General features: G+C 69.9%; 10 protein-coding genes. 7 read left to right on the top strand and 3 right to left on the bottom strand.

What is annotated here, in order from left to right:
• Positions 1-2: 2 nt before the first annotated feature.
• Complete coding sequence (locus G6028_RS05860; RefSeq protein ID WP_338404156.1) at positions 3-773, top strand: SDR family NAD(P)-dependent oxidoreductase; 771 nt, start codon at positions 3-5, stop codon at positions 771-773.
• A 20-nt stretch (positions 774-793) separates the two neighbouring features.
• On the opposite strand, the gene G6028_RS05855 is transcribed toward G6028_RS05860, so the two are convergent.
• On the bottom strand, positions 794-2,515 hold the full coding sequence (locus G6028_RS05855) for an AMP-binding protein (protein ID WP_179525946.1): 1,722 nt from the start codon (positions 2,513-2,515) through the stop codon (positions 794-796).
• A 225-nt stretch (positions 2,516-2,740) separates the two neighbouring features.
• Between G6028_RS05855 and G6028_RS05850 the strand changes: the two genes are divergently transcribed.
• The 4 genes from G6028_RS05850 to G6028_RS05835 all read left to right on the top strand — a co-directional run bounded on the left by G6028_RS05850 (position 2,741) and on the right by G6028_RS05835 (position 7,322).
• Positions 2,741-4,267: a CoA-acylating methylmalonate-semialdehyde dehydrogenase gene (locus G6028_RS05850; RefSeq protein ID WP_182610134.1), complete on the top strand. Its 1,527-nt coding sequence runs from the start codon at positions 2,741-2,743 to the stop codon at positions 4,265-4,267.
• A gap of 90 nt (positions 4,268-4,357) precedes the next feature.
• Positions 4,358-5,533 (top strand): acyl-CoA dehydrogenase family protein, encoded by a 1,176-nt coding sequence (locus tag G6028_RS05845; RefSeq protein ID WP_182610133.1) that lies wholly within the window; start codon positions 4,358-4,360, stop codon positions 5,531-5,533.
• A gap of 3 nt (positions 5,534-5,536) precedes the next feature.
• Positions 5,537-6,433, top strand: coding sequence for a 3-hydroxyisobutyrate dehydrogenase (gene mmsB / locus G6028_RS05840; RefSeq protein WP_182615682.1), 897 nt, complete (start codon positions 5,537-5,539; stop codon positions 6,431-6,433).
• A gap of 25 nt (positions 6,434-6,458) precedes the next feature.
• Complete coding sequence (locus tag G6028_RS05835; RefSeq protein WP_179525942.1) at positions 6,459-7,322, top strand: LuxR C-terminal-related transcriptional regulator; 864 nt, start codon at positions 6,459-6,461, stop codon at positions 7,320-7,322.
• Between the two features lie 27 nt (positions 7,323-7,349).
• Here the strand turns inward: G6028_RS05835 and G6028_RS05830 are convergent, their stop codons facing one another.
• A complete protein-coding gene (locus G6028_RS05830) occupies positions 7,350-8,642 on the bottom strand; it encodes a cytochrome P450 (RefSeq protein ID WP_182658314.1) in 1,293 nt (430 codons plus the stop codon).
• A gap of 240 nt (positions 8,643-8,882) precedes the next feature.
• Between G6028_RS05830 and G6028_RS05825 the strand changes: the two genes are divergently transcribed.
• On the top strand, positions 8,883-10,361 hold the full coding sequence (locus G6028_RS05825) for an MFS transporter (RefSeq protein WP_182615680.1): 1,479 nt from the start codon (positions 8,883-8,885) through the stop codon (positions 10,359-10,361).
• Between the two features lie 183 nt (positions 10,362-10,544).
• Here G6028_RS05825 and G6028_RS05820 read toward each other — a convergent pair whose 3' ends face one another.
• Positions 10,545-11,051, bottom strand: coding sequence for a MarR family winged helix-turn-helix transcriptional regulator (locus tag G6028_RS05820; protein ID WP_179525940.1), 507 nt, complete (start codon positions 11,049-11,051; stop codon positions 10,545-10,547).
• Positions 11,052-11,338: 287 nt separating this feature from the next.
• Between G6028_RS05820 and G6028_RS05815 the strand changes: the two genes are divergently transcribed.
• The coding region (locus G6028_RS05815; RefSeq protein ID WP_182658313.1) for an acyclic terpene utilization AtuA family protein at positions 11,339-11,800 on the top strand (462 nt) is incomplete at its 3' end.

Here is an 11,800-nt window from a genome sequence, read left to right as displayed (position 1 = left end):
TGGTGCTCAACGGGCGCGACGAGGCGGCGCTGCGGCACCGGGTCGCCGAGCTCGCCGCACGGTCCGACGGCCGGATCTCCGGGGTCGCCGGGTCGGCACACGAGCCCACGGTGGCGGAGTCGCTGCTCGAGGAGGCGATCCGCGGGGGGTCGACGGTCTCCGGCCTGATCACGTGCGCAGGGGTTCCCGAGCCCGCGGGGTCCTCGATCCTCACCGTGAGTCACGCGGAGTTCGGCGCGCTCATGGACGCCCACCTCGGGACGGTCTTCGCCGCGTGTCGCGTCTTCGCGCGGCACTTCGTCGCCGCCGGCTCGGGCGCGATCGTCACCACGTCGTCGTTCGCCTGGAAAGGCGACTACGGGGGCACGGGGTACCCGGCCGGCAAGGGCGCGGTCACCTCGCTGACCATGGCGATCGCGGCCGAGCTCGCCGAGCACGGGGTTCGCGCGAACGTGGTGTGCCCGGGCGCCCGGACCAGGCTGTCGAGCGGGGAGGACTACGAGGACAAGATCCGCGAGCTGGGCCGCAGGGGGATGCTCGACGAGCTCAGTGTGGCCGGCGCACTGGACCCGGCCGGGCCGGAGTACGTGGCGCCGCTCTACACCTATCTCGTCTCCGATCTGGCTGCCGGGATCACCGGCGGGGTGTTCGCCGGGTCGGGCGGGTTCATCGGGAGATTCCCCACCCCGGAGGCGCAGATCCTGGCCTACCGAGATTTCCACGACAGTCCGCCGTGGACCCCTGAGGAGATCGACGGCGTCGTCCGGGCCTGAGCGGGAACGGGGACCGGCCGTCAGCGCAGCGACTCCTCCCGGAACTCGCCGGGGAAGTCCACCGACGGGCCGTTCTCGCTCTCGCCGTTGCGCAGCTCGACGCGGCGGATCTTGCCGGAGATGGTCTTGGGCAGGTCGGTGAACTGGAGACGGCGCACCCGCTTGTAGCCGGCCAGGTGGGTGCGGGAGTAGTCGAAGATCTGGCGGGCGGTCTCCTCGGTCGGCTCCCAGCCGCCGGCCAGGACCACGAACGCCTTGGGGACGCTCAGTCGCACGGGATCCGGGGACGGGACGACCGCCGCCTCGGCCACCGCCGGGTGCTCCAACAGGACGGACTCCAGCTCGAACGGCGAGATCCGGTAATCCGAGGACTTGAACACGTCGTCCGTCCGGCCCACGTAGGTGATGTAGCCCTCGGAGTCCCGCGAGCCGACGTCACCGGTGTGGTAAAAACCGTCCGCGTACGCGGCGTCGGTCCGGTCCTTGTCTCCGTGATATCCGACCATCAGGCCGAGCGGGCGGGGGTCCAGGCGCAGGCAGATCTCGCCCTCGGCGCCCTCTCCCGGGACCTCCTGTCCGGTGGCGGGGTCGACCAGGACGACGTCGAATCCGGGGCACGGGCGGCCCATGGACCCGTCCTTGATGGGCTGGCCCGGGGTGTTGGCGATCTGCACGGTGGTCTCGGTCTGGCCGAAGCCGTCGCGGATGGTCACCCCCCACGCGTCGCGGACGCGCCCGATCACCTCCGGGTTCAAGGGCTCGCCGGCACCCACCGCCAGCCGTGGCGGCACCTGCAGCTGCGTCAGGTCGGCCTGGATGAGCATCCGCCACACGGTGGGCGGGCAGCACAGGCTGGACACCCCGCAGCGGTCCATCTCGCGCATCATCGCCGTGGCGTCGAAGCGGGAGTAGTTGTAGATGAACACGCACGACCCGGCGATCCACGGCGTGAACACGTTGGACCACGCGTGCTTGGCCCATCCGGGCGAGGACACGTTGAGGTGGACGTCGCCCGGCTGGAGACCGATCCAGTACATGGTCGACAGGTGGCCCGCCGGGTACGAGGCGTGGGTGTGCTCGACGAGCTTGGGCTTGCTGGTGGTGCCGGACGTGAAGTAGAGCAGCAGCGTGTCGTCGGCATGGGTGGTGTGGCTGGGCTCGAAGTCGGGGGAGGCGTCCATCGCACCGGCGAGGTCGGTCCAGCCGTCGGGGGCGCCGCCCACCGCGAACCGCTGATAGTCGCCGGAGATGGCGGCGAAGCGCTCGGCCAGCTCGGAGCGGGCGATCACGTGCTTGATTCCGCCGCGGGCGATGCGGTCGCGCAGGTCGCCCTCGGCGAGCAGGGTGGTGGCGGGGATGACCACGGCGCCGAGCTTGATCACCGCGAGCATGACGTCCCACAGTTCCACCTGGTTGGCCAGCATGAGCAGGATCCGGTCGCCGGGCCCGACCCCGGCCTCGCGCAGCCAGTTGGCGGTGCGGTCCGAGCGGATCCGCATCTCGTCGAAGGAGTACTTCGCCTCGGTCGGTGCGCCTCCGCCGTCGTGCTCCTCGACGATCCACAACGCGGGATCGGTGTTCCCCTCGGCCTCGACGTCGAACCAGTTGAGTGCCCAGTTCCACTCGTCGAGCTCCGGCCACGCGAAGCCGGCCCGGGCGGCCTCGTAGTCCTCCGCGTTGGCCTGCAGGAAGTCGCGGGCGGCGCGGAATCGGGTGGTGGCGTCGGTGGCGAGCGGGGCCATGAAGTCTCCTGACAGCGGGCACGGGTGAGAACGGGCACGGGAAGTGAGTCAGCTCACAGTATGGGCGGCCGGGCGGCCGGCGGTACACCCGAAAGGGGAGGGTCGGGGGCGGCCGCGGGGCCGGGTCCTGGATTACTAGGAGATGCAAGTATAGAGTGATGGTCATCACGGGAGCAGTGGCGCGCGGACATCTCCGGACCGCGGCCTCACGACGAAGGGATGTCCATGTCGGATCTCAGGCAGATCGAGCACTACATCAACGGCACCAGGGTCGCCGCCACGGGCGGCCGAACCCACGAGGTGTTGAACCCCAGCACGGGCAAGGCGCAGGCCGTGGTCCCGCTGGCGTCGACGGCGGAGGTCGACGACGTGATCGCCAAGGCCGCCGAGGCGCAGAAGGCGTGGGCGGCCCAGAACCCGCAGAAGCGCGCCCGCGTGCTCATGCGGTTCGTCGACCTGATCAACCAGAACATGGACGAGCTCGCGGAACTGCTGGCGATCGAGCACGGCAAGACCACCCCGGACGCGAAGGGCGACATCCAGCGCGGCCTCGAGGTGATCGAGTTCGCGATCGGCATCCCGCACCTGCTCAAGGGCGAGTTCACCGAGAACGCCGGCACGGGCGTCGACGTCTACTCCATGCGCCAGCCGCTCGGTGTGGTCGCGGGGATCACCCCGTTCAACTTCCCGGCCATGATCCCCCTGTGGAAGGCGGGCCCGGCCATCGCGTGCGGCAACGCCTTCGTGCTCAAGCCCTCCGAGCGCGACCCCTCCGTCCCGGTGCGCCTGGCCGAGCTGTTCACCGAGGCCGGTCTGCCCGACGGCATCTTCCAGGTCGTCCACGGTGACAAGGAGGCGGTCGACGCGATCCTCAACAGCGAGACCATCCAGGCCGTGGGCTTCGTCGGCTCCACGCCCATCGCGCAGTACATCTACGAGAACGCGGCCCGCACCGGCAAGCGCGCGCAGTGCTTCGGCGGCGCCAAGAACCACATGATCATCATGCCGGACGCGGATCTCGAGCAGGCCGCCGATGCCCTGGTCGGCGCCGGTTTCGGCTCCGCCGGTGAGCGCTGCATGGCCATCTCGGTGGCCGTCCCCGTGGGCGAGGGCACCGCCGAGGCCCTGCTCGAGAAGCTGGTGCCCAAGGTCAAGGAGCTGCGGGTGGGCCACAGCCACGACCCGAAGTCCGACTACGGCCCGCTGGTCACCCCCGAGTCCAAGGCCCGCGTGCTGGACTACATCGACCAGGGCGAGAAGGCCGGTGCGGAGATCCTCATCGACGGCCGCAGCGTGGGTGCCTACACGGACGAGTTCAACGGCGAGGACATCTCCGGGGGCTACTACGTCGGCCCCACGCTCATGGACAAGGTCACCCCGGACATGAGCGTCTACACGGACGAGATCTTCGGCCCCGTCCTCGTGGTGGTCCACGCCAAGGACTACGAGGAGGCCCTGCGCCTGCCCAACGAGCACGAGTACGGCAACGGCGTGGCCATCTTCACCCGCGACGGCGACGCCGCCCGCGAGTTCGTGTCCAACGTCCAGGTGGGCATGGTCGGCGTCAACGTGCCGATCCCCGTGCCGATCGCGTACCACACCTTCGGAGGCTGGAAGAAGTCCGGATTCGGCGACCTCAACCAGCACGGCCCGGAGTCGATCAAGTTCTACTCCAAGGTCAAGACGGTCACCCAGCGCTGGCCCTCCGGCATCAAGGACGGTGCCGAGTTCGTCATCCCCACGATGGACTGACCGCGAACCGGATCCGCCGCGCAGCTCACCCGCCGCGCAGTTCACCTGCCGCACACCGTACGAACCGGGCACCGTATGAGAGGAACACCCATGTTCACCCTTGATGACGACGACAAGGTCATCGTCGACACCGCCCGCGACTTCTCGGTCAAGCGGATCGCGCCCAAAGCGCAGGAGTGGGACGCGACGCACCACTTCCCCAAGGACGTCCTCCGCGAGGCCGCCGAGATGGGGATGGGCGCCATCTACGTCTCGGAGGACGTCGGGGGCAGCGGGATGCGGCGGCTGGACGGTGTCCGCATCTTCGAGCAGCTCGCCCGGGGATGCCCGTCGGTGGCCGCGTACCTGTCCATCCACAACATGTGCGTGTGGATGGTCGACGAGTTCGGCACCGAGGAGCAGCGCCACGAGTGGATCCCGCGTCTGGCGTCGCTGGAGCTGTTCGCGAGCTACTGCCTGACGGAGCCGGGCGCCGGGTCGGACGCGGCGGCGCTGCGGACGAAGGCGGTGAAGGAGGGCGAGGGCGAGACCGCGGAGTACGTCCTCACCGGCACCAAGCAGTTCATCTCCGGTGGCGGGCAGTCGGACGTCTACGTGGTGATGGCCCGCACCGGGGAGGCCGGCCCCAAGGGGATCTCGGCCTTCCTGGTCCCGGCGGACTCCGAGGGCCTGAGCTTCGGTCCGGACGAGCAGAAGATGGGCTGGAACGCCCAGCCCACCGCGCAGGTGATCATGGAGGGCGTGCGGGTCCCGGCGGCGAACCTCATCGGTGGCGCGGACACCGGCGGCGAGGGCCTCGGGTTCACCATCGCGATGCGGGGGCTCAACGGCGGGCGCATCAACATCGCCGCCTGCTCCCTGGGCGGCGCCCAGGACGCGTACACGCGGGCCGTCGCCCACGTGCGGGACCGTGAGGCGTTCGGCGGCGCGTTGATCGACGAGCCGACGATCCGCTTCACCCTCGCGGAGATGGCGACCGAGTTGGAGGCGAGCCGACTCATGCTGTGGCGCGCCGCCGCGGCCCTGGACGCCAAGGAGCCGGATCACGTGGAGCAGTGCGCCATGGCGAAGCTCTTCGTCACCGACCGCTGCTTCGACATCGCGGACCGGGCGTTGCAGCTCTTCGGCGGGTACGGGTACCTGGCCGAGTACGGAATAGAGAAGATCGTGCGAGATCTCCGGGTGCACCGCATCCTGGAGGGGACGAACGAGATCATGCGCGTCGTCGTCGGCCGGGCCGTCGCCGCGCGCGGACTGGGAGCGTAGGACATGGACAACCGATCGCAGACTGTGGCGTTTCTCGGGCTGGGCAACATGGGTGGACCCATGGCCGCCAACCTGGTCGGCGCCGGACTCGACGTCAGAGGATTCGACCCGGTCGCCGCGGCGCAGGACGCGGCCCGGACCGCCGGGATCACCGTGTGCGACTCGCCCGCCGAGGCGGTCCGGGGAGCCGGCGTCGTGATCACGATGCTGCCCAACGGTGCGCTGGTGACCTCGACCTATGACGACGTCCTGGGCGAGGCGGGGGAGGGGACCCTGTTCATCGACTCCTCCACCATCTCGGTCGACGACGCCCGTGCGGTCCACGCCAAGGCCGTGGACGCCGGGATGCTCCAGGTCGACGCGCCCGTCTCCGGCGGCGTCAAGGGCGCGACGGCCGGCACCCTGGCGTTCATGGTCGGCGGGGAGGACGAGGCCTTCGCGGCCGCGCAGCCCGTGCTCGAGCCGATGGCGGGCAAGGTCATCCACTGCGGCGGAGCCGGGGCCGGCCAGGCCGCCAAGGTCTGCAACAACATGGTGCTGGCCGTGCACCAGATCGCGATCGCCGAGGCGTTCGTGCTCGCCGAGGGGCTGGGTCTCGATCACCAGGCCCTGTTCGACGTGGTCACCGGGGCCACCGGCAACAGCTGGGCGCTGCACACCAACTGCCCCGTCCCCGGTCCGGTCCCCACCTCTCCCGCCAACAACGACTTCACGCCCGGCTTCGCCACCGCTCTCATGAACAAGGATCTCGGGCTGGCGCTCGCGGCCCTGGAGAGCACTGGTACGGTCGCTCCGCTCGGCGCGGCAGCGGCTGCCCTGTACGACGAGTTCGCGCAGGACAACGGTGGCAAGGACTTCAGCGCCATCATCACCAGCATCCGCGATTCCTCGCGGAGCTGAACACCTCCACTCTCGGGAGAACACCATGTCCACCCTCCGACCCAAGGATTCAGACGCTGTACTAGGGGCCCTGCGCCGGGCCCGCCGTGATTCCGGTGTGCCCGTCGTCTTCGCCGGCGACGTCACCGGTGAGACCGCCAGACTGAACCGCTTCATCGGGGTCCGCACCGACTCCATGCAGGGGCTGGCCGTGGCCAGGGGCCGTGGGCTCGGTGGTCACGTGATGGCCTCCGGACGACCGGCGACGGTGCGCGACTACGAGGAGTGCTCGAGGATCACCCGCGACTACGCCGACGCGGTGGACCGCGAGGGCTTGCGGGCGATCATCTCCGTCCCCGTGATCGTCTCGGGCGTGGCGCGGACGATCCTCTACGGATCGGCCCGCGTCGCCACCCAGCTCGGCGACCAGGTCACCCGGACGTTCACCACCGTCGCCGCGGACCTGGCCTCGGAGTTCAAGGTCCACGACGAGGTCGATCGACGACTGCGGATGGCCGACCACGCCGCGGCCGAGCAGAACTTCGGGCTGGAATCCTCCGACAGGGAACGTCTTCGAGTCCTCCACGGCGAGTTGCGGGCCATCGCCGCCGAGCTCGGCGATCCGGATCTCCGCGAGAGGCTCCTGGCCGCGGGTTCCGCGCTGGCGGGGGTGGGCCGGACTCCGGACGTGGGCCGGGACCCGGGCCCGGCGCCGACGGTCCTGTCCCCCCGGGAGATCGACGTCCTCGCACAGGTCGCTCTCGGATGCTCCAACGCCGAGGTCGGCGCCCGACTGTCCCTGTCACCGGAGACGATCAAGGCGTACCTGCGCAACATCGGTACCAAGCTGGGCACACGGTCACGGATGGAGTCCGTGGCCCGCGCCCGGCTCCTAGGCGTCCTGCCCTGACGCGTCCCGGCCGGGGTCTCAGTGGTCTTAGGGTCGGCTACAGCGGACCCTGACACCGGTCGCCGGGCGGGTGAGCATCGTGGTCCACGGGAACGTCAGGTCGTCGGGGTCGTCGCTGATCCGTACTTCCGGTCTGCACAGTGCCGCGACGGCCGCGGACAAGGCGGTCACCGCGATCTTCTCGCCGGGGCACCGGTGGCCGGTGCGGACGCCGGCACCGCCGTGCGGGATGAACGCCTCCAGTGCTTCCGCATCATCGACCCCGAGGAAACGTTCCGGGTCGAAGGTGCCCGCGTCGCGCCAGTGATTCGGGTCCGTGTCGGTTCCCTGGAGGTCCAGAAGGACGCGCTGCCCCTCGCGCACCGGGCAGCCGCTGACCTCGAAATCGGTGGTCGCGAGCGCGGGCAACATGGGCACGAACGGGTAGACACGTCGCACCTCCTGGGCGAACGCCACCGCCTCGGGGATCTCGGTGAGCCGACCGGCCTCCGCAGACGCCTCACGGATCCGGTTCCGCCACCCCGGGTTCTCGGCGAGGGCGACTGCGGCAAAAGCCGCAAAGCGGGCGACCGCGACGGTCGGACGGGTGAGGTTCTGCAGTTCTACCGCTGCCGTTCGGGCGTCGACCAGCTGGCCGTCCTCGTCCCGGAGCTCGGCCATGGCGGCCACCACCGAATCGGGATCGGGTCGGAATTCTCCCGCCCTGACCTTGCGCACCAGGTACGTGGCCCAGCGGTCGAGGCGGAGCCGCTCCACCTGCGCGACGGGGTTCCCGGAGATCCGACCGAACGTGTCGAGAAGCCTGCTCATCTGACGGGCGCGCCTGTTCGCCTCCTCCGGACGCATCGGCAGTCCGGCCCAGCGGAACGCCGCCCGGCCGAACGCGGTCGTGGAGTCGTGATACACGGTTCCCGATCCTCGGCGCGCCCACTCCTCGAGCATCTGCTCGAGCTCCACCGCCACGAGCGAGGCGAAGTGCGCCACTCGTTCGTCGTCGTAGGCCAGGTCGGCGAGCGCGTTCTTGCGGACGGCGTGAGCGCGGCCGTCCAGACCGTGCACTGCTCCCGGGCCGAAGAGCGGGAGCCGGACGAAGGCGGGCATGGCCCCCTCGCGCTTGACCTTGTCGGCGTCGTAGAAGTGCCGGACTCCCTCCACTCCGCGAAGTAGCACGGCCCGACGACCCATGAGGCGCAGTCGCACCGGCGTCTGGGAGTCGGCGGTCAGTCCCGCGCGCTGCCTCACTCGGGAGGTGAAGAGGTACCCGGATCGGAGAAAGTCGAGGGACTGCTCGCGGAGGGGCTGGTTTCCAGTGGTCGGCATCGGTGCCTCCTGGTGGCTCGGGTGCGCTTTTCGCCCGACACCCTAGGGGTGATCGCTGGGCGGGGCATCCGGTCGACCCGGGATGTCGAGCTGTGGGCCGGATCACGGCAGCATACTTTCGGGTGTATCGGGTGTGGTGGTCATCACATACTGTTCGGCTCAATCGACGCCTATGCGTCGGCGATCACCCGCCTCGCCGGAGGTCAGATACCCGGCGAACCTGACACGACTGGAGTTGTCTTGACGCAGTCCGGAAACACCCCGCCGGGGGACGCGGCACCGCTGTCCCCGAATCTTCCGCCGGTCAAGCAGAAGACCTCGCTGAAGAAGGTCGCCGCCGCGTCCTCGATCGGTACCACGATCGAGTGGTACGACTTCTTCATCTACGGCACCGCCGCCGCGCTGGTCTTCCCGGCCCTGTTCTTCCCCGACCAGAACCCCGCGACGGCGACGCTGTCCTCGTTCGCGACCTTCGCCGTGGCGTTCTTCGCCCGGCCCGTCGGTGCGGCGATCTTCGGCCACTTCGGTGACCGGATCGGTCGCAAGAACACGCTCGTCTGGACCCTCATCATCATGGGCGTGGCGACCGTCTTCATCGGTCTGCTGCCCGGGTACAACACGGGGGCGTTCGGCGTCTTCGAGGGCGGCATCGGCATCTGGGCACCGACCCTGCTGGTGGTGTGCCGCTTCTTCCAGGGCTTCGCGGTCGGCGGCGAATGGGCCGGAGCCACGCTGCTCACGGCCGAGTACGCCCCCGAGGGCAAGCGCGGCATGATGGCCATGTGGCCGCAGCTGGGCGTGGCCTTCGCGTTCTTCCTCTCCTCGGGGACGTTCCTCGTCTTCTCGCTCGTCGCCGGTGGCGGTGCAGACCTCGACAGCCCCTTCATGCAGTACGGCTGGCGTATCCCGTTCCTGCTCTCCGCCGTCCTCGTGCTGGTCGGCCTGTGGATCCGTCTCACGGTCGAGGAGACCCCGGTCTTCCGTCAGACCCAGGCGAGGGAGGCCAAGGAAGCCGCCGAGACCGCGGCTGCCGACAAGGCCGCGAACAGGGTCACGGCCCCCAGGACGCTGCCGTTCGCCGATGCGCTGCGGTACCAGTGGAAAGAGATCCTCATCGCGGGTGGTGCGCTCACCTCGCTGTTCTCGCTCTTCTACATGGGCACCTCGTTCCTCACGAACTACGCCACCGCCACCCTCGGGCACTCCCGCCCGTTCGTCCTGGGCATGGGCATGATCGCCGCGCTGATCTTCGGTGCCGCCATCGCGCTGTCGGCGATGTACTCGGACAAGATCGGCCGGAGGAAGGTCATCGGCACCTCGGTCGGACTGGCCATCCCGTGGACGCTGTTCGTCTTCCCGATCCTCGACACCGGGTCGACCTTCGCCTTCGGTCTGGTGCTGTTCGTCACGCTGATCATCTTCGGTATCGCCTACGGACCGGCCGGTGCACTGCTGCCCGAGCTGTTCCAGGCCCGCTACCGCTACACCGGCGCCGGGCTCGGCTACAACCTCGCCGGCATCCTCGGTGGCGCGCTGCCGCCGCTGGCCGCGGCCGCGATGATCGGGGCCGGCAACACCTTCGGTGTCGGTCTGATGCTCTCGGCGCTGTCCGTCATGTCGATGGTCTGCATCTTCCTCATGACCGAGTCGAGCAAGAACGTCATCCACGCCGATGCCGAGCCGGACGACTCCCGCCTCATCGCCACCGAGATGCCGTGACCCTGGTCTGACGACCCCCATCGAGGACCCACGACACGGATCCTCCCAAGAACAGCCGCGCCCGGCCCCACCCGAGAGGGGGCCGGGCGCGGTGCTGTCCGCGGCAGGGCGCGGTGCAGGTCGCGGCGCGGGGCGTGGTCCAGGTCGCGGTGCTGAACCGTGAGGGCGTCGGGCCCCCGGTCGTCAGAAGTCGCCGGCGGTCTGCCGGAGCGACGAGATGGCCTCGATCAGCGCCGACTGCTCGGACGGGTCCATCCCGGGATCGGAGAACACGCCGGCGTTGAGCGCGGCGGTGGCCTCGGAGACCACGCGCCTGCCCTCGGCGGTGATCTCGACGAGGGTCGTCCGGCCGTCGGTCGGGTGTGGGCGTCGCTCGACCAGCCCGGCGTCCAGCAGACGCTTCATGGCGCTGGTGACGCTGGTGACGTGCACCTGCAGTCGCTCGGATGCCTTGGTGATGGGCAGCGAGCCGGACCGGGAGAAGGCCAGCAACCGGAGGAGTTCGTACCGGGGGAACGACAGGTTCCACGGCCGCAGCGTCTCCTCCACCCGGGCCAGCAGGATCTGGTGCGCGCGCATGACCGACGTCACGACGGTCATGCCCTGGGCCGCATCGGTCCATCCCTCACGTTCCCAGTTGGCACGGGCCTGGTCGATGCGGTCGGGAATCGGGGCGGTCCTGGGGGGCACGGCTCACTCCTGGAGGACACGTCGGGCGTCTGATCAGGCGAGTCTATCGGTAGCGACCCCGCGACACGGGTACGACTGGCGGACTCGCCCGGCACCCCGTCGGCCGGCGCCTCGGTACCCCGCCGGCCGGCGCCGCGGGATCCCCTCGACCGCGACGTGGCCCGCCCGGACCACGGGAGCGCTCCGCCTATGCTCGGGGAGGCGTTCGCGTTCCACCCCCGCCTCGTCCCGGGCGAGAGCATGCTGGGGTGGTCGAACGACCCGACCGACAAGGAGCCGCAGGACCGATGACGAGCACCCAGAGACCTCTGCGTATCGGCAACGTCTCCGCCTCGCGGACGGACCGCGCCACCGCGACCGCCGAGTTCCTCTCGGCCGCGTCGCTGGACGTACTCGCGCTCGACATGCTCTCGGACGAGGCCATGTTGGAGCTCGCCGAGCAACGCGCGCAGGGCGATCCGGGTCACGAGCGCGCGCTCCTCGTGCAATTGGGGGAGTGCCTCGACCTCGTCGGAACCGGGGGCGTGCGGATCGTCACCAACGCGGGCGCCCTCGATCCGGGTGGGCTCGCCGAGGCCCTGCGTGCCATGGCCGCCGACGCGGGGGTCGAGCTGTCGGTGGCATCGGTCGACTCCGGTGACGTGACCGACCGCGCCGTCGAACTCGGGCTCGGGGAGGCCGACGTCGCCACCGTCAGGCACGGCGCGTTCGGGATCGCGCGGGCCCTCGCCGCGGGAGCCCACGTCGTC

It is taken from the genome of Dietzia cercidiphylli, from assembly GCF_014145145.1.
GTDB lineage: Bacteria > Actinomycetota > Actinomycetes > Mycobacteriales > Mycobacteriaceae > Dietzia > Dietzia natronolimnaea.
This window is presented reverse-complemented; position numbering and strand designations above follow the sequence as displayed.

Excerpts from the sequence above, each read along its gene's own strand:
- G6028_RS05855 (WP_179525946.1), bottom strand. The coding sequence starts at position 2,515 with ATGGCCCCGCTCGCCACCGACGCCACCACCCGATTCCGCGCCGCCCGC.
- G6028_RS05850 (WP_182610134.1), top strand. The coding sequence starts at position 2,741 with ATGTCGGATCTCAGGCAGATCGAGCACTACATCAACGGCACCAGGGTC.
- G6028_RS05845 (WP_182610133.1), top strand. The coding sequence starts at position 4,358 with ATGTTCACCCTTGATGACGACGACAAGGTCATCGTCGACACCGCCCGC.
- mmsB (WP_182615682.1), top strand. The coding sequence starts at position 5,537 with ATGGACAACCGATCGCAGACTGTGGCGTTTCTCGGGCTGGGCAACATG.
- G6028_RS05835 (WP_179525942.1), top strand. The coding sequence starts at position 6,459 with ATGTCCACCCTCCGACCCAAGGATTCAGACGCTGTACTAGGGGCCCTG.
- G6028_RS05830 (WP_182658314.1), bottom strand. The coding sequence starts at position 8,642 with ATGCCGACCACTGGAAACCAGCCCCTCCGCGAGCAGTCCCTCGACTTT.